22 protein-coding genes are annotated in these 20,270 nt (G+C 38.7%); 13 read left to right on the plus strand and 9 right to left on the minus strand.

Annotated features, from left to right (window positions below):
* Positions 1-5: 5 nt before the first annotated feature.
* Entirely contained in the window at positions 6-422 is a 417-nt protein-coding gene (locus R2S57_RS17125) for a hypothetical protein (RefSeq protein ID WP_316846168.1), read from the plus strand.
* A gap of 72 nt (positions 423-494) precedes the next feature.
* On the opposite strand, the gene R2S57_RS17130 is transcribed toward R2S57_RS17125, so the two are convergent.
* The 6 genes from R2S57_RS17130 to fumC form a co-directional block, all read right to left on the minus strand.
* The gene (locus R2S57_RS17130) at positions 495-1,262 is read right to left on the minus strand and encodes a ThuA domain-containing protein (protein ID WP_316846169.1); all 768 of its coding nucleotides are present in this window, start codon (positions 1,260-1,262) and stop codon (positions 495-497) included.
* 40 nt (positions 1,263-1,302) lie between these two features.
* The gene (locus R2S57_RS17135) at positions 1,303-1,737 is read right to left on the minus strand and encodes a low molecular weight protein-tyrosine-phosphatase (protein ID WP_316846170.1); all 435 of its coding nucleotides are present in this window, start codon (positions 1,735-1,737) and stop codon (positions 1,303-1,305) included.
* 153 nt (positions 1,738-1,890) lie between these two features.
* Positions 1,891-2,697 (minus strand): S1/P1 nuclease, encoded by an 807-nt coding sequence (locus R2S57_RS17140; protein WP_316846171.1) that lies wholly within the window; start codon positions 2,695-2,697, stop codon positions 1,891-1,893.
* Between the two features lies 1 nt (position 2,698).
* Positions 2,699-3,214 (minus strand): fumarate hydratase, encoded by a 516-nt coding sequence (locus tag R2S57_RS17145; protein WP_316846172.1) that lies wholly within the window; start codon positions 3,212-3,214, stop codon positions 2,699-2,701.
* Between the two features lie 7 nt (positions 3,215-3,221).
* Positions 3,222-3,572 (minus strand): hypothetical protein, encoded by a 351-nt coding sequence (locus tag R2S57_RS17150; protein ID WP_316846173.1) that lies wholly within the window; start codon positions 3,570-3,572, stop codon positions 3,222-3,224.
* Between the two features lie 122 nt (positions 3,573-3,694).
* Positions 3,695-5,092: a class II fumarate hydratase gene (gene fumC, locus R2S57_RS17155; RefSeq protein ID WP_316846174.1), complete on the minus strand. Its 1,398-nt coding sequence runs from the start codon at positions 5,090-5,092 to the stop codon at positions 3,695-3,697.
* A gap of 196 nt (positions 5,093-5,288) precedes the next feature.
* Here fumC and rsgA point away from each other — a divergent pair, with 196 nt between their 5' ends.
* Together rsgA and R2S57_RS17165 are read left to right on the plus strand one after the other, a co-directional pair.
* On the plus strand, positions 5,289-6,209 hold the full coding sequence (gene rsgA / locus R2S57_RS17160; protein WP_316846175.1) for a ribosome small subunit-dependent GTPase A: 921 nt from the start codon (positions 5,289-5,291) through the stop codon (positions 6,207-6,209).
* Between the two features lie 121 nt (positions 6,210-6,330).
* Positions 6,331-7,284: a Smr/MutS family protein gene (locus R2S57_RS17165; RefSeq protein ID WP_316846176.1), complete on the plus strand. Its 954-nt coding sequence runs from the start codon at positions 6,331-6,333 to the stop codon at positions 7,282-7,284.
* 322 nt (positions 7,285-7,606) lie between these two features.
* On the opposite strand, the gene R2S57_RS17170 is transcribed toward R2S57_RS17165, so the two are convergent.
* From R2S57_RS17170 to R2S57_RS17180, 3 genes are all read right to left on the minus strand, one after another.
* A complete protein-coding gene (locus R2S57_RS17170) occupies positions 7,607-8,305 on the minus strand; it encodes a hypothetical protein (protein WP_316846177.1) in 699 nt (232 codons plus the stop codon).
* Positions 8,306-8,307: 2 nt separating this feature from the next.
* Positions 8,308-8,814 carry a hypothetical protein gene (locus R2S57_RS17175; RefSeq protein ID WP_316846178.1) on the minus strand — a complete coding sequence of 169 codons (507 nt, stop codon included), beginning with the start codon at positions 8,812-8,814 and terminating at the stop codon, positions 8,308-8,310.
* Positions 8,815-8,884: 70 nt separating this feature from the next.
* A complete protein-coding gene (locus tag R2S57_RS17180) occupies positions 8,885-9,589 on the minus strand; it encodes an intradiol ring-cleavage dioxygenase (RefSeq protein WP_316846179.1) in 705 nt (234 codons plus the stop codon).
* A 308-nt stretch (positions 9,590-9,897) separates the two neighbouring features.
* Between R2S57_RS17180 and R2S57_RS17185 the strand changes: the two genes are divergently transcribed.
* From R2S57_RS17185 to R2S57_RS17230, 10 genes are all read left to right on the plus strand, one after another.
* Positions 9,898-10,197: a hypothetical protein gene (locus tag R2S57_RS17185; RefSeq protein WP_316846180.1), complete on the plus strand. Its 300-nt coding sequence runs from the start codon at positions 9,898-9,900 to the stop codon at positions 10,195-10,197.
* A 138-nt stretch (positions 10,198-10,335) separates the two neighbouring features.
* On the plus strand, positions 10,336-13,812 hold the full coding sequence (locus R2S57_RS17190; protein WP_316846181.1) for a preprotein translocase subunit SecA: 3,477 nt from the start codon (positions 10,336-10,338) through the stop codon (positions 13,810-13,812).
* Positions 13,813-14,038: 226 nt separating this feature from the next.
* Positions 14,039-14,416, plus strand: a complete 378-nt coding sequence (locus tag R2S57_RS17195; protein ID WP_316846182.1) for a PEGA domain-containing protein — start codon at positions 14,039-14,041, stop codon at positions 14,414-14,416.
* A gap of 111 nt (positions 14,417-14,527) precedes the next feature.
* Positions 14,528-14,740: a hypothetical protein gene (locus tag R2S57_RS17200; protein ID WP_316846183.1), complete on the plus strand. Its 213-nt coding sequence runs from the start codon at positions 14,528-14,530 to the stop codon at positions 14,738-14,740.
* Positions 14,731-15,102 carry a type II toxin-antitoxin system VapC family toxin gene (locus R2S57_RS17205; protein ID WP_316846184.1) on the plus strand — a complete coding sequence of 124 codons (372 nt, stop codon included), beginning with the start codon at positions 14,731-14,733 and terminating at the stop codon, positions 15,100-15,102. Before R2S57_RS17200 ends, R2S57_RS17205 begins: the two co-directional genes overlap by 10 nt.
* 138 nt (positions 15,103-15,240) lie before the next feature.
* Positions 15,241-15,678, plus strand: coding sequence for an SPOR domain-containing protein (locus R2S57_RS17210; protein WP_316846185.1), 438 nt, complete (start codon positions 15,241-15,243; stop codon positions 15,676-15,678).
* Positions 15,671-16,855 (plus strand): M20 family metallopeptidase, encoded by a 1,185-nt coding sequence (locus tag R2S57_RS17215; RefSeq protein WP_316846186.1) that lies wholly within the window; start codon positions 15,671-15,673, stop codon positions 16,853-16,855. The genes R2S57_RS17210 and R2S57_RS17215 overlap by 8 nt, the downstream gene beginning before the upstream one ends.
* Positions 16,856-16,952: 97 nt before the next feature.
* Positions 16,953-17,894 (plus strand): hypothetical protein, encoded by a 942-nt coding sequence (locus tag R2S57_RS17220; protein WP_316846187.1) that lies wholly within the window; start codon positions 16,953-16,955, stop codon positions 17,892-17,894.
* Between the two features lie 59 nt (positions 17,895-17,953).
* The gene (locus R2S57_RS17225) at positions 17,954-19,522 is read left to right on the plus strand and encodes a serine hydrolase (protein WP_316846188.1); all 1,569 of its coding nucleotides are present in this window, start codon (positions 17,954-17,956) and stop codon (positions 19,520-19,522) included.
* A gap of 83 nt (positions 19,523-19,605) precedes the next feature.
* Positions 19,606-20,205 (plus strand): SGNH/GDSL hydrolase family protein, encoded by a 600-nt coding sequence (locus tag R2S57_RS17230; RefSeq protein WP_316846189.1) that lies wholly within the window; start codon positions 19,606-19,608, stop codon positions 20,203-20,205.
* Positions 20,206-20,270: the final 65 nt, after the last annotated feature.

The following is a 20,270-nucleotide window of genomic DNA, read 5'->3' on the forward strand; positions in this document are numbered from 1 at the left end:
TTTATATGTTGATTAAAAGAACGGCTTCAACTTTATTATTTGTCTGTTGTGCGGCATATCTTGCCTATGCCCAACAGGTGCAACCAAGTAATAGAGATAAGAATGAGGTTAAAGAATTTAAAATAGATACGCTAAATCTTGATAAGTTAATGTTCGAGATGGAAAAAGAGTTAAGGTTAACAGTAGACCCAAAACCTAAGATTGAGACTGGACTTAGAAAATATCTGATTAAGCGTATGGAATGGACAGAATTCAAACATAGAGAGCCTGAAGAATGGGTTGCAGGTTCGAATAATAGACTTTTTGATTTCTCACAGAATTTAGAAAAGATACTTGATGAAGATCAAATCGATCGCTTTTGGGCGATGAAACCATTGGATAAAGACGATAATATATGGTGGAATATATTCGTTGTTTATTAATATCAACAGTAAAATCTTTACACGATAACAAAAAGAGCTTGCTGATTATCATTCAACAAGCTCTTTTTTTATTTAAAATTTAGAATGCGCTTTGCTGTAATCTAATTTCTTTTGGCTGCCGATAGCATATTCGATGCCTCCCCATAAATGGTTCTGGAATTTATCTTCGGCCCAACCTTCTTTGGTATGGCCCATACAAGTGTAGAAAGCTCTTCCGCCATCAAAGCTGTGGTACCAGCTGAAAGGATGAAAATCACCATTTTTGCCTCCAGTATACGATTTCTCATCTAACGTAATCAGCACTTTAATATCAGGGTTGATATCCTTAAAATTATAAAGTTCATCTTTTCTCATCCATACCGAATCGGTAAGGAATTTGGTAGCGGGATGTTTTTTGTCTTTAATTACAAATCTGGCTTCCTGAACGGCCGGGTGACTTATAAAATAGGCCCCAGCCAATTTGCCGTACCATGGCCAATCGTATTCAGTATCAGTAGCGGCGTGGATACCCACATAACCTCCACCTGCCTGGATGTACCTTTCGAAAGCAACCTGTTGTTTGTTATCCAAAACATCGCCAGTGGTGCTTAGAAAAATTACAGCAGCATATTTTTTAAGGTTATCTTCAGTAAAAACATCCGCATTTTCAGTGGTGTCTACTTCAAAGTGATGTTCAGTGCCCAACTTTTGGATCACTTCTTTTCCGATCTCAATGGAGTTGTGCCTAAAACCCTTGGTTTTGGAGAAGACTAAAACTTTTGCCGATTTTTTTGCTACGGTATAACTTTGGAATAAAAAAACAGTGGCAATCAATAGACATATAGAAAGATACTTTTTCATTTTTTTTAACTTGGTTAGTGATGTTTAATGTGCTTTAAATTTAAGAAAGTTGTTTGATAATTTCCTTACATCTTTCTTCAACCTGATTGCAAACGGGGCTAAATAAGGCATTATCCCAATATGGGTCTGTAACTTCGCCGTTATCAAGGAAAAGTTTAACCTTTTTTCGCTCCTCAACAGTTTTGGCAAGGCTTTGCACATCGGCCAAATTGTTCCAGTCCATTACCAAAATCAGATCGTATTTGGCAAACATCGAGTGATTAAATTGCTGTGCGCGCTGTTGGCTGATATCGTAGCCCAGTTCTTTTGCGGCAGCAGTACTTCTATAGTCTGGAGCTTTGCCAATATGCCAATTGCCTGTTCCTGCCGAAGCAATTTCCCAGTTTAAGTTTTGTTCATCCGCCAGATGGCGCATAATGCCTTCAGCCAATGGCGAACGGCAGATATTACCCAGGCAAACCATTAAAATTTTCAATGTGATTTAGATTTATTTGTAAATATAAACAACTGTATAAGTTTTTTATTTTGTACTGTTGAAACGAACTATTCATTTGCACGTTATGGCAGTTCAAAAAAAATGCCCCAAGCCTTGAAAGCATCGGGGCATTAAATATATTCAATTGAAATGTTATCCGTAAATGTCGTTTAACATTTTTGCCAGGCGTACACCACCTTTTAACAGTTGGCTGTTAAGGGTATCAACCCATTCGAAATTATAACGGTAACTTAATTTCGAATCTGGTTTGGTGGTATCGTAAATTTTATTGCAAATGCCATACGATTCGTAAATGCAATCTTTTAAGCTGGTATTTTGCCAGTTGTAAAGCTGAACTGCCGATGGATGATTGATTGCTTTTGCATATTCGGTATAACTTAACTGTTGGTACTCGATCAGCTGCTCATCCCAAACGCGGTGAATATTCGATTTTTCATTGAACCATAAAACAGAAACACGGTTTCCGCCTAAATCTTCTTTACGTGCAACGTGCATCGGTTGGCATAAATCGCCTGCCAAATGTACCAACATGCGTAAAGCCAGTTTCTTTTCTGTCGCAGTACTGCTTGTTTTCTTTAAAACTGCGATCAGATCAGGTATTTTGGTATAAAGACTTGGCGATTTTTCAGTCGACAAAAAATTGTATACTCCATTTTTATCCAATCCTGCCGGAAGATTAACAAAATGCCAGTTGTACATATAATTGTACGTGGAGTCTGATTTAATAAAATCGCCCCAGTTGGCACTCATAGCCAATGTTTCGTAACCTAAAATGCCTTGAATGGCTTTGCGTGTTTTGGCCTTTAAATAACTATCGGCAATTTCGCCAACCACACGGTGGCCGATGGTACCCCAGGCATTTGCCTGAATGGGTAAATAAGCTAGAAAACCAATAGCTAAAGCCGCTGCTAATTTCTTTTTAATTGATGTTAAAATCATTTTATAATTCTTTTTGTACGCAGGTTATTTTTTCTTTGAAGATTAATTTGATTTCGCGCTGATCGCTTAAACTTTCTAAAGATAAGGTGTCAGCAGAGCGTTTTTTGATCAGGAAGTTTTTGTCGTATCTGCCAATCCGATAACAGCCCGATATTTTTTGTTTGTAATTGGCCTGCGTAAAGGTAGCGCCAACAAAGAGGGTATCGCCCCTTACCACATAAACACCTTTTGCATATTCTTTCCAAATTCCATTGTGGTAGCACGAATCTTCGTATAGATTTACTTTGCTGTGGGTAACCATATCAATGTAAACCGAATCGCAGCTAAACTTAAAATGGTGTTGGGTATAATTGCTTAATTTATTGCTAAAGGCAACAGAATCTTCGTTCCATACACCCTGCATAAAATCTTCACCCTTGCCCTGTATATTGGGCCGTGGACTACAAGCTACATGTAAAATGGATAATATAAAAAGGATGATGTAGAAAGCCTTTAAACCCGGATGCAGTTTGTTCATTGTGTTGTTAATCGTTGTTTTTAGGAAACTGATTGTAACTTACAGTGTTCTTTTTAACGGTGTTGATGATCAGGATTAAAAGCCCTCCCGCGAAACATAAACTACCAATAAAACTAATGATGCCTATTACAGTGTAGTATTGCGAAACTTCAGTGTACGCCAAATGACGATCATTTAATAAAAAGGGCATTAACACACTATAAAATAAAGCTGTCAGTAAGCCGATTCCCGAACCAATGGTCATTAAAATGGCCTCAACAACAGATTTTTTTGATAAAAAATAACCGCAGGTGCCAAATATGATAACGTGTGAAATGATAGATACCAGGCTGAGTAGTGTAGAGAGTATTGAATTCATTTTACCTGTTTTTAATTAATTGTTTTGAAAAGTAGGAGCGTCATGCTGAACTCGTTTCAGCATCTTTGAGTACTGAAAAGATCCTGAAATAAATTCAGGATGACGACCGTTTATGTAATTAGCTACTTCAAGCTACCAACCATATCTTCCGGACGAACCCATTCATCAAATTGTTCGTTGGTTAATAAGCCTAGTTCAACAGCTGCCGCTTTTAAGGTTTTATTTTCCTTATGCGCTTTCTTTGCAATTTTAGCTGCGTTTTCGTAACCCACATGTGGATTTAAAGCCGTTACCAACATCAAAGAATTTTGTAGGTGTTTTTCAATTTCCGGTAAGTTAGCTGTAATGCCTTCAGCACATTTATCAGTGAAAGAAACACAGGCATCGCCGATTAAACGCGCCGATTGTAACACATTGGCCGCAATTACGGGTTTAAATACATTCAGTTCAAAATGGCCAGACATACCGCCTACCGAAACCGCAACATCGTTACCGATTACCTGTGCACAAACCATCGTCAAAGCCTCTGGTTGCGTAGGATTAACTTTTCCCGGCATAATAGAAGAGCCTGGTTCGTTATCAGGAATTACAATTTCGCCAATACCACAACGTGGGCCTGAGCTTAACATCCTTACGTCGTTGGCTACTTTCATTAGGGCAACTGCGGTACGTTTCAATGCGCCCGAAAGTTCTACCATAGCATCGTGTGCTGCTAAAGCTTCGAATTTATTTGGCGCGGTAACAAATGGTAATCCTGTTAAGTCGGCAATTTTCTTTGCCACTAAAACATCATATCCTTTTGGTGTATTTAAACCCGTGCCTACAGCAGTACCGCCTAAAGCCAGTTCGGCAACCATAACCAAAGCATTTTTAATGGCCCTGATGCTATTGTCGATCTGTTGCACATAACCCGAAAACTCTTGCCCTAGGGTAAGTGGAGTGGCGTCCATAAAGTGTGTACGTCCGGTTTTAACAATAGCACTGAACTCTTCAACTTTTTTAGCTAATGTATTTCTTAGTTTCTCTAAACCAGGTATAGTGTTTTCTACCGTAAGTTTATAGGCTGCAATATGCATTGCAGTCGGGAAAGTATCGTTTGATGATTGCGATTTGTTTACATCATCGTTAGGGTGAAGCACTTTTTTATCGTCGGCTAATGAGCCGCCGTTTATAACATGGGCACGGTTTGCAATTACCTCGTTACCATTCATGTTACTCTGCGTACCCGAACCGGTTTGCCAGATTACCAAAGGAAACTGGTCGTCCAATTTACCGGCAACAATTTCATCACAAGCTTTGGCAATCAGTTCAGCTTTTTCTGCTGATAATACCCCTAGTTCGGTATTGGCAAGGGCTGCAGCTTTTTTCAGGTATCCAAAAGCATGGATAATTTCTTTTGGCATCGAACCTTCAGGACCAATTTTGAAGTTGTTGCGTGAGCGTTCGGTTTGTGCACCCCAGTATTTGTCGGCTGGTACCTGCACCTCGCCCATGGTATCGTGTTCTATTCTGAAACTCATTATATTTTGATTTTTGTTGTCGCAAATTTAGGTTTTTTGCTTTTTAAAGCGTTGGATTTATGTAAGATATTTGGTAGATAACAAATATAAGGGCAAATTGGCTGCATTCTTTTTGTTCCCTGTGTTGGATGCACAAACTTTTATCCGGGCTGGCCGCTTCTACCAATGAAATCATATTCATACCTTTACCGAAAATATGCAGGGATTAGTTATTAAATCTACAGGTAGCTGGTATAGTGTTTTGGCCGATAACGGCGAGCGCTACGATTGCCGGATTGTAGGAAAATTCAGAATTAAAGGACTTAAAACCACCAATCCGATTGCGGTTGGCGACAGGGTGAAATTTGATCTGGAAAGGGACAGCAATCAGGGCCTGATCAACGAAATGCTACCCCGTAAAAACTACATCATCCGCAAATCGATTAACCTGAGCAAGCAAGCACAGATACTGGCAGCCAATTTAGATATGGCCATGTTGGTAGTTACACTGGCTTCACCACGTACTTCGTTGGGTTTTATCGACCGTTTTTTGGTAACCGCCGAGGCTTACGATGTGCCTGCAGTTTTGGTGTTTAATAAACTCGACCTGTTTAGTAAAGAAGGTTTAGAAATTCTTCAGGAATTTAAAGATATTTATGAAAATATTGGTTATGCCTGTTACGAAGTTTCGGCTTTAAAAGGGATCAATATCCCCGTGATCAAGGAATTGATTACCGATAAAATTACTTTGATATCGGGTCATTCGGGTGTAGGAAAATCAAGCCTGATCAATGCGTTATTGCCTGACCGTGATTTAAGAACAGGTGAAGTTTCGGATTGGAGCGATAAAGGACAACATACGACCACTTTTGCCGAGATGTTCGAATTGCCTCAGGGCGGCTTTATAGTAGATTCACCCGGAATTAGAGAATTGGGTGTTATCGACATTGAAAAAGAGGAACTAGGCCATTTTTTTAGGGAAATCTTTAAAACTTCGCACTATTGTCGGTTTAACAACTGTAAACATGTTAAGGAACCAGGTTGTGCTGTTTTGGCCGCGGTAAACAATGGTGAAATTGCCGTTTCGAGATACGAAAGTTATCTGAGTATTTACCACGGAAACGATACAAGGCATTAAATGAGTCAGAAGTCGGAAGTCCGGAGTCCGAAGATGTAATGTGTAATTGAACAACCTTAATTGAACAAACGGATTATATTAAAAAAAATCTTTGTGTCTTAGTGGTTAAAAAAATAAAGAAATGAAATTTAAACTGGGAGATTTTGTGCGTTTTGTTGATGAAAAACGTGAAGGATATGTAACTAAAATTATCGATACGCAAACTTTAGGTGTTACCGATGAGGATGGTTTCGAAATTCCTGTTGCGGTAAGTAATTTAACTTCTGTGCATGGCCATGGCGTGGTAGCTGAAGAACTAGATGCACCTAAACCTATTCAGGTAAATATCCCCAGCATAAGTAAAATCGAAAATGGCATTTACCTTGCTGTTGCTACAGATGATAAGGCCGGTAATGTGGTGCATTTTCACCTGCAGAATCATTCACCGAATATTTTATTGCTGAGTTTAACTACAGCGCGTAAAGAAAAGTATTCTGGAGCTTTCCATGGTATTATCGAATCCTATGCTTCTACTTTGGTGTATTCGGCTTCGCTGGCTGATCTTGATCTCTGGCCAGAATTTAACTTCCAGGTTTTGGTTTTCAGCAAAGCTGATGTTAAACCTATCGATCCGTTGGTGATCGGTAAAAAATTTAGGGCAAAAGATTTCAGTACCGAACAAAAAGAATTGCCTCAACTTAGAAACAAAGGCTGGTTGATCCGTTTTGATGACCTGGTTCCGGTAAGCATCGATCCTCAAAAATTAAAGGAAAGTTTTTTCAAATCAACCGAAGAGAAAAAAACGGTTGCCGCTCCCCAAAAAGAAATCGACCTGCACATCGAAAAACTGAGAGATGACCATCACTTTTTAGAAGCTGATGAGATGTTACAGATCCAGATCAATCATTTTCAAACGGCTATGGATGCTGCGGTGGTGCATCATTTCGATAAGATCGTTTTTATCCACGGTTCGGGAAATGGTACTTTGAGAGATAAAATCCATAAACTGATCAGCAAAAATCCGCATGTAAAAACATATATGGATGCCAGGAAAGAAAAGTTTGGTTACGGTGCTACGGAAGTGGTGTTTAAATAAAATGTCATCCTGAGCTTGTTGAAGGATAAACAGGTTTATCTTATTTTGTTGTGGAGGCTGTCTCAAAAGTAAAAATGGTAATTACAAAACGGAATTAAATTTCGCGAACCTTGTTTTCAATCTAGTATATCATGTAAAAGTGGCTACTTTCAAATCGAAAATAGCCTCTTTTGATTCCAAGCTTACCAGCTTTAGAATTTAATTTGGTGTTCTTTGTCAAAAAATGACTTTTGAGACAGTCTCTGAATCACCTTTTTAATATGCATTAAGTCAGATGGTAACATCTGACTCCACCAAGAATTTACGGAAAATCTAAGCCCCTCTAGGGGTTTGGGGTCAACTCCAAAACCACCACAATGGCATGATTACTCAAGGCCTCCAATTCTACCTGTTCAATATCCCAGAGGGCCAAAGCATCTCTTGCGTGCATTAAACGGCCTTCAATTTCGAAAGCACCATCTACAATAAAAGTATAAAACCGATGGTTTGGGCTTTGCATTTTATACACTGCTTCTTCACGACCAGCAAAAATACCCGCACTTAATTTAAAAGGTAATTTAGGGTTCGCAATAATTTCGAGCAGCTGATTTTGGTTTTTTTCAAAGTCGAAATTGAAAAGCATTTCACTTGCCCGCATTAAAAACATATCGGTTTTGATGCCAAGCTGGATATAATTAATCACATCGTTTTGGTAAGGATTACTGATTTCCAGCACCTCACCCTTGCCCATATTCAAAACCTGTATTTGGCCGGTTTCTAAAGCAAATTCTTTTCCATTGGCAACAATATCGATTCCGCCGGTAATGGGCATAAATATCTGGAGCGAATCTTCCTTGCAGAGAAAAAAGGTAACCTTCCCGCCAACAATCGATTCATCATTACATAAGAATAAATGACCAAATGCCTGTTTATGCTCGCTGTAATACTTTTCAAAATTAAAGGTGCTGTACCTTCTTAGTACCGAACTTTCAGTTAATCCACGCTGATCGGCTAAAAATATTTTTCCGGGTGTGAGTTCCATCGTTAACCGATATTTTTTATAGCGTGAATACTTACAAAAGGCTGAATCTGAAAAAGGTTGGTAAAAACTTCCTCTTCATTGTTTCCTTTAAATTGCGACACCAAAAGCAAATTATCAATGGTATCGTGCCAAACGAGTGGTTTGGAAAAGAAATTGATCGCCACTTTGTGTTTCTCGATATCGTTGATGTCTGAGTTGATCAGTTCGAACTTGAAATTTTCAAAAGTTAAAAAGCGCCTGCCCAAATTGTCCAATATATCGGGTATAATTCCATTTAACTGGCGTAAATAACCTGTAATGGCTGCGCTCACTAAAAAATGAAGTTTCTCAGCCTCTGGCGCATTCAGCAACATTTCGGCAAAAGTAGTATGCCGCTGTTCCTGATTATAAAACTGGGCCTGCATTTTAAACTCTGCAAAGCTATCTTCATGTACAAACTTATCCCATGCAGTGGTATTGGTAGCATCAATTATTTTTCGGTAACAGAGTGTAATAACTTTTCTCGACATGGTATAAAATTAAAAAAGACGTTAAGAATTCCTAACGTCTTTATGAAAATAAAATAATTATAAGGATATATTATGCTTTTACATTCACTTTAAAAGTAAGTTCGAAACCTGCTGTCAATGTTCCAGTTACGGTTGCAATTTCTACACCCGTTTTATCGTCACTAAAAACATTGTCGGCATTATTATAGGTGTAGCCACTTAAACCTTTGCTATAGCCATTTACCAGCGTTAAAGATGTTCCTGCCCCTTCGGGGAAAGCAATTTGTGTTACATTTAAAGATGTTCCCGCGGCGTTGTAAACATGTACATGAATATGCGTTGCACGCCCGTTATACCAGCCCGGAAAAATGGTGGTGAAGGTAACCAGTCCATTGGCATCGGTGGTTTGGCGACCGCGTAAAAAGTGTACCGATTGATAATTGGTGCTTTGTATGCCATTGCCACCATATTCAGAATATTTGCCTTCCGCATCACAATGCCAGATATCCACTATTGCTCCGGCCAAAGCTTCGCAGCTGTTATTCACGTTGCCTACGGTAATTTTAGCGGTCATTTTGTAACCCGAACGCCCGTCGGTAATATCACTGCGCACATAAGATGTTGGTACTTTAGTAGGAAAAGGCCCTTCGGTTTCAGTTGGGGCTAGGGTACAGGTGCCGTTGGTACCAGATGTATCGCTGCCATCGATAATGCTGTTTTTTTTGCAGGCCTCAATAATTACCGGAGTGGAGATGGCTCCGATCATTAAACTTCTGATAAAATTTTTTCTTTTCATAGTTAGTGCGTTTTGTTATGTTGATTAAATTTACACCAAAAGCATTATAGCTAACAAATATATCGACAGAAGCTTGTTTTGGAACGGTGAACGGGATAAATGGAGAGGTGGGCAAGGGCGCTGTCTGCATTATTATTGAAATGCAAATGCGATAAAATAGAATTGGAATGCGATAAAATAGAATTGGAATGCAATAAAATAAAATCCGAATATGGTAATATAAAATACAGAACTAAAAAAATGAGGTACGCTTTTTGCGATGATGTAATTTCTTTTTATAAAAATTAAAACTAGCTTTGCCGCTATTAATGAAACACCTGGTTACCATATCGCTTGTATTTTTTAGCTTAACACACTTGGCGAAGGCCGAACGCGTTGAAGGGCTTAGGATATTAAACGAATATTGTAATGAGCATAACATTAGCATCAATGCAACTGGTAAGGCCTCAGTTCAGCTTAATGAAGACCGTAACCCTTATCTGTTATCGTACACTAAACTGGCTTTAATTGGCACCCAGGCACAATTAAAAGTTGCAAAATATGTAAGCGTAAATCAGGTAATTGCTGATTTAACCATCAGAAAAAAACCAAAGAACAACAGCCCCTAGTTTTCTTTCCTGAAAAATCTTTTACAAGATTTTGAGCCCCATTTATACCAGCAACTGCCAAACTGACTTAAGAAAGACAATGGCTTGGTTGTTGTAACACACCATTTTTTAATAATAAATACGATTTAAAATATTATAATGTTAGGATTTTTAGCGAAGGTTTTCGGAAGTAAATCAGAAAGAGATATAAAGGCTATCCAGCCATTGGTTGTTAAAATTAACGAACACTACAGTAAACTGTCTGCGCTGAGCAATGATGAGTTACGTGGTAAAACCATAGAATTTAAAGAGAAGATTTCGGCTTTTTTAACTGAAATTGACGGAAAAATTTCAGCCCTAAAAGCTGATGCAGAAAGCGAAGATTTAGATCTTCACCAAAAAACGGCTATTTACGATCAGGTTGATGCCTTAGGTAAAGACCGCGATGTAGAATTGGAAAAAGTGCTTTTGGAAATTCTACCCGAAGCTTTTGCTGTTGTGAAAGAAACTTCACGCCGTTTAAGTGAAAACGATTATTTAGAAGTTACCGCAACCCAGTTTGATAGAGATTACGCTGCAAGAAAAAACAATGTTAAAATTGTTGGAGATAAAGCACAATGGGCCAATAAATGGGATGCTGCAGGAACCGAAGTGGCCTGGAACATGGTACATTACGATGTACAGTTAATTGGTGGTATTGTTTTACACAGCGGTAAAATTGCCGAGATGGCTACTGGTGAGGGTAAAACCTTAGTGAGTACGCTACCAGCTTATTTAAATGCATTGGCCGGACAAGGTGTGCATATTGTTACAGTGAATGATTATCTGGCCCGTAGGGATAGTGAGTGGAATGGCCCATTATTCGAGTTCCATGGTTTAAGTGTTGATTGTATCGATAAACATGAGCCAAACTCTGAAGAAAGAAGAAAGGCTTATGCCGCAGATATTACTTACGGAACCAATAACGAATTCGGTTTTGATTACCTGCGTGACAATATGTCGCAAACGCCTGATCAATTGGTGCAGCGCAAGCAGCACTTTGCAATGGTGGATGAGGTCGATTCAGTTTTAATTGATGATGCACGTACCCCGTTGATCATTTCGGGTCCGATTCCACGTGGCGATGAGCATGAATTTTATGAGCTAAAACCACGTATCGAACGTTTGGTTAATGCACAAAAGGCTTATGTTACACAAGCATTAAACGAAGCCAAAAAATTAATCAATGCAGGTAACAGCGGAACCGAAGAAGGTGAAGGTGGTTTAGCCTTATTACGCGCTTACCGTGGTTTACCAAAAAATAAAGCCTTAATTAAGTTCTTAAGTGAAAGCGGTGTTCGCGGTTTGTTGTTGAAAACAGAGAACCATTACATGGCAGATCAATCTAAGAATATGCCTAAGGTAGATTCTGAATTGTATTTCTATATCGATGAGAAAAACAACCAGGTTGAATTAACCGAAAAAGGTATCGAACTGATTACCCAATCGGGTGAAGATCCTCACTTCTTTGTATTGCCTGATGTGGGTACTGAAGTAGCGGATTTAGAAAAATCTGATATGCCTTTAGAAGAAAAGGTTGTTCAGAAAGATGCTTTAATGCGCGATTACTCTGTTAAGGCAGAACGGATCCACTCTGTAAACCAATTGTTAAAAGCGTATACCTTATTCGAAATTGATGTAGAATACATCATCGATGAAGGAAAAATTAAAATCGTTGATGAGCAGACTGGCCGTATTATGGATGGTCGCCGTTACTCTGATGGTTTACACCAGGCGATTGAGGCAAAAGAAAATGTAAAGGTTGAGGATGCTACCCAAACGTATGCAACCGTAACTTTACAAAATTACTTCCGTATGTACCACAAACTTTGCGGTATGACGGGTACTGCAACAACAGAAGCTGGCGAGTTTTGGTCGATCTATAAATTAGACGTAGTTGAGATTCCCACCAACAGAAATATTTCAAGAATTGATGAACAGGATTACGTTTACCGTACCGTTCGCGAAAAATATAACGCCGTTGCAGCAGAGATACAATACCTTGTTTTTCCATATTCTCATTACGAAACAGAATATGAAACAGATAAGGAAGGTAATGTAAAGCAAAAGGATGGTAAACCGGTGGTTAAATACGATCCAACCGGTAGAGCTGTGCCTAAACTTGATGCGAAAGGCGCATTAATTCCTGCGGTTAATCCTCAAACCGGACAATTGGAGCCACAAGCTGGCCGCCCGGTATTGGTGGGTACAACTTCTGTTGAGATTTCAGAGTTATTAAGCCGTATGCTTAAACTTCGTGGCATTAAACACAATGTATTAAATGCTAAAATGCACCAGAGAGAGGCCGATATCGTTGCCGAAGCTGGTCAGGCCGGAACCGTAACTATTGCAACCAACATGGCTGGTCGTGGTACCGATATTAAATTGGGTGCAGGTGTTAAAGAAGCTGGAGGTTTAGCCATCGTAGGTACCGAACGTCATGAGTCTCGTCGTGTCGACAGGCAGTTGCGTGGTCGTGCAGGTCGTCAGGGTGATCCAGGTTCATCTCAATTCTTCGTTTCATTAGAAGATAACTTAATGCGTTTATTTGGTTCAGAGCGTATCTCTGGCATCATGGTGCGTATGGGTATCGAAGATGGTGAAGTGATTCAACACTCTATGATTACCAAATCTATCGAGCGTGCACAGAAGAAAGTAGAAGAAAACAACTTTGGTATCCGTAAACGTTTATTGGAGTATGATGATGTGATGAACTCACAACGTACGGTAATTTATGCTAAACGTAAAAACGCTTTATTTGGCGAACGTTTAGATGTGGATATGAACAATATGGTTTTCGATGTTGCCGAAGATATCGTTAGCGAATATAAACAAGAAGGTAATTTCGATGGTTTCAAATTAGAGGTAATTAAAAACTTCTCTTTAGATACAGCCATTACCGAAAAAGAATTTACGTCAACAAGTATTCCTCAGTTAACAGAAAAGTTATTTGACGAAGCTGAAGCTTTTTACGCACGTAAATCGGAAGCGATTATCCAACAATCATTACCAGTTTTAACCCAGGTGTATCAGGAGCGTGGCGAACACATCGAACAGATTGTGGTTCCGTTTACTGATGGTATCCGTGGTATCCAGGTGGCTGTTGAATTAAAGAAAGCAATCGATAATAAAGGAAAAGAGGTGGTTCGTTCATTCGAAAAAACCATTGTACTGGCCTTGATCGACGATAGCTGGAAAGAGCATTTGCGTGAAATGGACGATTTGAAACAATCGGTGCAAAATGCAGTTTACGAGCAAAAAGATCCATTGGTAATTTATAAAATGGAAGCTTTCAACTTATTTAAAAACATGCTTAATGCGGTAAATAAAGAAGTAGTAAGTTTCTTGTATAAAGGTGGTATCCCGGTACAACAAGAGCCAGATCAGGTTAGAGAAGCACCAGCTCCGGTAAAACAACCAAAATTGCAAACTACCAAACAAGAGTTTGGCAGAGAAGAACCAGGTATTGAGTTTGGCGATACACGTGAGGCCGTTCCACAACAGCCGATCCGCAAGGAAGCAACGGTTGGTAGAAACGAACCTTGTCCATGTGGTAGCGGTAAAAAGTATAAAAACTGCCACGGTGCCAATTTATAATCGAAAAATAATAGCATACCAAGCCCCGACAAAAATGTCGGGGCTTTTTTTATAACTAAATTTTTAATTTACAAATTAACCCCTATATTTAGTCACAGTCAATTCGGAATTGGTAGGCAATTTCTTAATGGCGAATAAACTTAAAAATGGAGTCCAGAAACCATAAAAAAACGGGGCGTAACTGAAAAGCCATAAGAGTAGGAACACACACACAACACACACACAAATGAAAAGAATTTTTAACATTGCCGCTGTTTCAGCGACACTGCTGCTATCGAGCTGCGCCACCATTTTTACAGGAACCACCCAAACCGTTCAGATCAACTCAAACCCTCCTGCCGCTGCTATTGAAGTAGATGGTGTTAAAACCGGTGTTACGCCAATGGCCGTATCCTTAAAAAAGGGATTTACCGGACAAACCATCAGTTTGAAACTTGATGGTTATGAAACCAAAACATTCCAGCCACAAACTACATTCAATCCTGTTGCCATATTAAATGTTATTGGTTTATTTGGTTTTGCTATTGATGCTGCTACAGGTTCGATGATGAAATATGATCCAAAAGTTTACGAATTTACGTTAGAACCTAAGAAAGCGAATTAAAAATCTGCTTAATGGTTATAGTTCTAAAAGCCAGGTTTCTAAAGGAATCTGGCTTTTTTCATACCGCGGTTTTTATCTTGATAGCTGATTATATTTTTAGTATTTTTGAGTATGAGAACAATAACCTTAGATATTTTAAATGATAAAGCCCTTAATCTTTTAAAAGATTTGGAGCTTCTTAAAGTTATTCGCTTGAGAAAGGATTCTAATACATCGAATGTTTTGAGTAATGATTTAATTGCAAAGTATAAAGGAACGATGCAAAAACAGCCGATTTCGGAAGTTGATGAACAATTAAATAATATCCGGAACGAGTGGGAATAAATTATCTTTGGGATACTAATACTGTAATTTATTTTCTTCAAAGGCAATTTACGCCAACAGCCGAAAAGTTTATTGATGATATTATTTCAACTAATCAGCCTACCATTTCTGCAATTACAGAAATTGAACTTCTCTGTTGGAAATCAATATTAAGGAATTTTATTCAGGATTCTTATACATATGAATTGGATCAGGATATCAAAAATCAGACGGCCGAAATACGAAAATATTATAACCTTAAATTACCGGATGCGATAATTGCAGCAACCGCTATTGTGAATAAACTTACTCTTATTACAAGAAATACCAAAGATTTCAATAAGATCCCGCAACTAAAGGTTTCTAATCCATACGATCATTAAGATTTCTACACAAATAATAACGATTTGCTTAACCCATAAAGAATGCCGATTTTTGCAACGATTTCGGCATTCTTGTTGTTAAGAAGAAATGAGATGATATTTTATTCATCTCTTCACTAAATGTCAAGGTTATTACACATGAAAATAATATTCACTTTTATATGCTGCTGGTTTCTTTTTACTACTGCTTTTGCGCAAAAAGGGGAGGTAACGGTTATAAAAGATCCGTTAATTGATAGTTTAATCGCTAAACGTCTCGAAGTGTACAAAACCTCGGGCGAAGTAAAACCTGGCAAACCTATTGTTTCGGCCTACGGTTACCGGGTGCAGATTTTTTATGGCTCAGACCGGCGCGAGGTTTTTAACGAACAGGCACGTTTTAAGGGCCTTTATCCTCAATTAAATACTTACCTCATTTATAAAGAACCTAATTATTATGTTCGGGTAGGCGATTTCAGGAGCCGCTTAGAGGCACAACGGTTAATTAACGAACTCAGACCAGCTTTCCCTACACTGTTTATTTTTAGGGAAAAAATTAATGCACCAACTTTAGATACCACAACAAACAATGATTAAAAATAAAATACAAGAACTTGCCACTAATATTTTTCATGAAGTAGTAGGCTTCCGTCAACATATCCATGCCAACCCTGAATTATCTTTCAAAGAATTCGAAACTTCCTTATTCATCAAGGATAAATTAAAAAAATGGGGAATAGAATATACCGATTGCGCCAACACAGGTGTGGTAGGATTGATTAAGGGAAATCTCCCATCCGACAAAGTAATCGCTTTACGCGCTGATATGGATGCTTTACCCATCCACGAAGCCAATGATAAACCCTACCGCTCTAAAAACCATGGGGTAATGCATGCCTGTGGACATGATGTGCACACTTCTTCACTTTTAGGTACGGCAAACATCTTAAATCAAATGAAAGATGATTTCGGTGGAACCATAAAATTAATCTTCCAGCCTGCCGAAGAACTGTTGCCCGGCGGCGCAAGTATTATGATTAAAGAAGGTGTGCTCGAAAATCCAAAACCGCAGCACATCGTTGGTCAACATGTGATGCCGATGATCGATGCTGGTAAAGTGGGTTTCCGTTCGGGAATTTATATGGCCTCCACCGATGAACTGTATGTTACCGTAACTGGAAAAGGCGGCCATGGTGCACAGCCACATCAAAATATCGATCCTGTTGTCATCGCATCACACATTATTATTGCATTACAGCAAATTGTTAGCCGTAATGCCGACCCACGTTTGCCCTCGGTTTTATCTTTTGGTAAAGTGATCGCCAACGGAGCAACCAACATTATTCCAAACGAAGTGAAAATCGAAGGTACATTTAGGACCCTGGATGAAAACTGGAGAGATGAAGCACACAAACGCATGAAAAAAATGGCCGAAGGAATGGCCGAAAGCATGGGCGGAAGCTGCGATTTCGATATCCACAGAGGCTATCCGTTTTTAATCAACGAAGAGAAATTAACGGCCAATGCAAGAGCTTTTGCCGAAGATTTTTTAGGAAAAGACAATGTGGTTGATTTGGATATCTGGATGGCTGCAGAAGATTTTTCTTTTTACTCTCAGATAACAGATGCTTGTTTTTACCGTTTAGGTACCGGTAATGCTGCTAAAGACACACAATATTCGGTACATACCCCAAGATTTGATGTTGATGAAGATGCATTGAAAATATCAACAGGACTGATGGCTTATATCGCTTTAAAACAACTAGGAAACTAGGATGTAGAATGTAAACAGGTAAGATGGATGAGGGGAGAAGTTTTTTCCATCATCCATCTTCCATCACATATCATCCATCAAACATTACCCATTTTACATGAAAAAAATCTTTTTGTTTTTACTGTTAAGCTCGCTCTTTTACACAGGTTTTGCCCAGGAAATCAAGCGTTTCAATCCGGATACGATTAAAACCATTACGCTCGATTCTACAGTAAACATCAAGGCCGAAAAGTTGAATGTAGAAACTTTTATTAGAAAGGTGATGTACGATACTTCTTTTTATCAGTCGTTCAGGGATATGAAACGTTATACTTTCATTGCCGAAAACAGGATTTATAGCTATGATAAAAAGAACAAGGTTGATGGCAAAATATACCGTAAAATCCGTCACAACAATAGCGGGCCTTATAAAATGGAGTATCTGGTTAAACAGGATACTGGTAAAATTTACAAGAAAAATGGTAAATACCAGCTGTATACCGTAGAAATGTTCGATTACATTTTTATGAATGCCTACAGCACCGATTTTGTACCCAATGCACCAAAGCCCGATGGCAAGGGTGGAACAAACGAGAGTTATAAAGACAAGCTAAAAACATTAATCTTTAATCCAGGCCGCCCGGTAAAGGTTCCTTTTATTGGCAGTAAGACTGAAATATTTTCAGCCAATATGCGCCAATATTACGATTATGGTTTTACCAGTGGTACTTATTTGGATTCTATCCCGGTTTATCGCTTTAAGGTTTCTGTAAAACCCGATTTGAGCAGTTGGACAAAAGATGGCATCATGATCAAAGAATTGGTAACTATTTTTGATAAACGCAATTTCAATATTCTGGGCCGTTATGTGGATATGAAATACAGTAATATGCTGTTCGATTTCGATGTGCAGATGAATATCGAAATGGGTTATTTCGGAGAAGATAAATTACCGACTAAAATTACCTACCAGGGCAACTGGGATTATCCTTTCAAAAAGGAAGAAAGGGCAAGCTTTTTAATCGTGCATAAAGATTACAAACTCGAAAAGGGAAAATAAGGATTCGACTATCGCCTAAAAGATTTATTATCTTTAAACGATTATTTAAACCGATCAATATGCAACTCTTCTCCTCATTAAAATTTAAAATATCATTAGCTTTATCACTGTTTTTGGGCATACAGGTGCATGCACAGGTGCTTACTTCAAAACAGATCGATAGTGTAGTAGAAAAAACGTTAAGTACTTTTAATGTTCCTGGAATTGCAGTTTCTGTAATCAAAGATGGTAAAATAATCCACTTAAAAGGTTATGGGGTAAGCTCCATCAAAACCAATAAAAAGGTTGATGAGAATACCCTTTTCGGTGTGGCATCAAATACAAAAGCATTTACTGCGGCGGCTTTGGGTATGTTGGTTGATGAAAAGAAAATCACCTGGGATACAAAAGTGACCGATGTAATTCCGGAGTTTAAGATGTACGATGCCTACGTAACCAGCGAATTTACCATCCGCGATCTGCTTACACACCGCAGTGGTTTAGGTTTAGGGGCCGGCGATTTAATGATCTGGCCCGATTCATCAACAGTAGATAAAAAACAACTGATCCATAACCTCCGTTATTTGAAACCAGTTTCATCTTTCCGTACCAAATACGATTACGACAACCTGATGTATATTGTTGCAGGTGATGTAGTAGCAAGGGTTTCAGGAGGTACTTATGAGGATTTTATAGAAAGCAGAATCATTAAACCATTGGGCATGAGCAAAACAGCCGCCTCCTGGTACCGTTTAAAAGATAAATCGAATGTAATTGATGGCCATGCGCCTTACGAAGGCAAGCTGCTTCCGGTAGGATTAAGCTTTGGAGAAATTGCGAATGCAGCCGGAGGAATTTATTCGAATGTTACCGATATGAGCAAATGGGTAATGGCCATGATCAACGGGGGTAAATACGGCGAAACATTGGATAGGAAATTATTCAGTCCTGCAGTAGCCAGAGAACTTTGGACCCCGCAGACCATTATAGCAGGTGGTAATCCTGCTGCTTTTAGCAGCTACGGTTTAGGCTGGTTTTTAAGTAATGTGAATGGCAATTTTCAGGCTACACATACCGGCGGTTTATCTGGGATTGTAACGCAGGTAACCATCCTTCCGGAAATGAAATTGGGGATTATCGTATTAACCAATCAACAGTCTGGTGCCGCATTTAATGCCATTACCAATTCGATTAAAGACGGCTACCTTGGAATTAAAGGACAGGATAGAATTAAAACCTACAACGATAACCGTCTTAGAAATGAAAAACAGGCCGATGAAATGGTAAGCAAAGTTTGGAACGATATTGCAGCACAACAAAAACTATCGACTACAAAACCTGATGTCAAAAATTACTACGGAACTTTTCATGATGCCTGGTTTGGCGATGTTACCATCATCGACGTAAATGGTAAAATGCATTTTCAAGCTAAGAATGCACCAAAATTAAGAGGCGATATGACCTATTACAAAGGAAATACCTACATCGTAAAATGGTATGATAGAAGTCTGGATGCCGATGCTTTTGTTAATTTTAGTTTAGACAACAATGCAATGGCAGATGGATTTAAAATAGAAGCGATATCGCCGCTAACAGATTTTAGTTTCGATTTTCAGGATCTTGATTTTAAAAAGACCGATAAAAAATAACCCTAACCAATTATTACAAACAGATGAAAACACTATTGAAAACAAGTATTTTACTAAGCTTTTGCTTAATTGCATTAACCTCAATGACATTTAAACCAAAACGGATTATCTTTTTCGGCGACTCGATTACCCAGCAGGGTGTTTCTAAAAATGGATACGTAACGCTGATCAAACAATCGCTCGATTCTACCAAATACAATGTAATCGGAGCTGGGATAGGTGGCAATAAAGTATACGATTTATATCTGCGTTTAGAAGACGATGTATTGAACAAGAAACCGGATTTAGTAGTGATTTATGTGGGGATCAATGATGTTTGGCACAAACAATCTTCACATACCGGGACAGATTATGATAAGTATTTGAAATTTTACCAGGCTTTGATCAATAAAATTCAAGGTGTTGGAAGTAAAGTGGTTTTGGTAACTCCATCAGTTGTTGGTGAGAAAAAAGATGGCACCAATGAATTGGATGCCGATTTAAATAAATATGCTGCTGGTATTAGAGAATTGGCTGCAAAAAATAATCTTCCCGTGTGCGATTTGAGAAAAATTTTCACGGAATACGAAGCGAAAAATAACACAGAAGATAAAGAAAAAGGCGTGTTAACCGTTGATAGGGTACATTTAAACGAAACCGGTAATAAACTGGTTGCTGATGAGTTATTGCCTTTGGTGAAATAGAAATATATTCGTCATTGCGAACTGAAGAAAGGGAATGTGTGATGGAGTGAAGCAATCTTTCCTGG

The sequence above is a fragment of the Pedobacter psychrodurus genome, from assembly GCF_032678585.1.
In the GTDB taxonomy this organism is placed as follows: Bacteria; Bacteroidota; Bacteroidia; order Sphingobacteriales; family Sphingobacteriaceae; genus Pedobacter; species Pedobacter psychrodurus_A.

What these genes read in the sequence shown, in the direction of transcription:
- R2S57_RS17125 (WP_316846168.1), top strand. Translation starts at nt 6, where the DNA reads ATGTTGATTAAAAGAACGGCTTCAACTTTATTATTTGTCTGTTGTGCG.
- R2S57_RS17130 (WP_316846169.1), bottom strand. Translation starts at nt 1,262, where the DNA reads ATGAAAAAGTATCTTTCTATATGTCTATTGATTGCCACTGTTTTTTTA.
- R2S57_RS17140 (WP_316846171.1), bottom strand. Translation starts at nt 2,697, where the DNA reads ATGATTTTAACATCAATTAAAAAGAAATTAGCAGCGGCTTTAGCTATT.
- R2S57_RS17145 (WP_316846172.1), bottom strand. Translation starts at nt 3,214, where the DNA reads ATGAACAAACTGCATCCGGGTTTAAAGGCTTTCTACATCATCCTTTTT.
- R2S57_RS17150 (WP_316846173.1), bottom strand. Translation starts at nt 3,572, where the DNA reads ATGAATTCAATACTCTCTACACTACTCAGCCTGGTATCTATCATTTCA.
- fumC (WP_316846174.1), bottom strand. Translation starts at nt 5,092, where the DNA reads ATGAGTTTCAGAATAGAACACGATACCATGGGCGAGGTGCAGGTACCA.
- rsgA (WP_316846175.1), top strand. Translation starts at nt 5,289, where the DNA reads ATGCAGGGATTAGTTATTAAATCTACAGGTAGCTGGTATAGTGTTTTG.
- R2S57_RS17165 (WP_316846176.1), top strand. Translation starts at nt 6,331, where the DNA reads ATGAAATTTAAACTGGGAGATTTTGTGCGTTTTGTTGATGAAAAACGT.
- R2S57_RS17170 (WP_316846177.1), bottom strand. Translation starts at nt 8,305, where the DNA reads ATGGAACTCACACCCGGAAAAATATTTTTAGCCGATCAGCGTGGATTA.
- R2S57_RS17175 (WP_316846178.1), bottom strand. Translation starts at nt 8,814, where the DNA reads ATGTCGAGAAAAGTTATTACACTCTGTTACCGAAAAATAATTGATGCT.
- R2S57_RS17180 (WP_316846179.1), bottom strand. Translation starts at nt 9,589, where the DNA reads ATGAAAAGAAAAAATTTTATCAGAAGTTTAATGATCGGAGCCATCTCC.
- R2S57_RS17185 (WP_316846180.1), top strand. Translation starts at nt 9,898, where the DNA reads ATGAAACACCTGGTTACCATATCGCTTGTATTTTTTAGCTTAACACAC.
- R2S57_RS17190 (WP_316846181.1), top strand. Translation starts at nt 10,336, where the DNA reads ATGTTAGGATTTTTAGCGAAGGTTTTCGGAAGTAAATCAGAAAGAGAT.
- R2S57_RS17195 (WP_316846182.1), top strand. Translation starts at nt 14,039, where the DNA reads ATGAAAAGAATTTTTAACATTGCCGCTGTTTCAGCGACACTGCTGCTA.
- R2S57_RS17200 (WP_316846183.1), top strand. Translation starts at nt 14,528, where the DNA reads ATGAGAACAATAACCTTAGATATTTTAAATGATAAAGCCCTTAATCTT.
- R2S57_RS17210 (WP_316846185.1), top strand. Translation starts at nt 15,241, where the DNA reads ATGAAAATAATATTCACTTTTATATGCTGCTGGTTTCTTTTTACTACT.
- R2S57_RS17215 (WP_316846186.1), top strand. Translation starts at nt 15,671, where the DNA reads ATGATTAAAAATAAAATACAAGAACTTGCCACTAATATTTTTCATGAA.
- R2S57_RS17220 (WP_316846187.1), top strand. Translation starts at nt 16,953, where the DNA reads ATGAAAAAAATCTTTTTGTTTTTACTGTTAAGCTCGCTCTTTTACACA.
- R2S57_RS17225 (WP_316846188.1), top strand. Translation starts at nt 17,954, where the DNA reads ATGCAACTCTTCTCCTCATTAAAATTTAAAATATCATTAGCTTTATCA.
- R2S57_RS17230 (WP_316846189.1), top strand. Translation starts at nt 19,606, where the DNA reads ATGACATTTAAACCAAAACGGATTATCTTTTTCGGCGACTCGATTACC.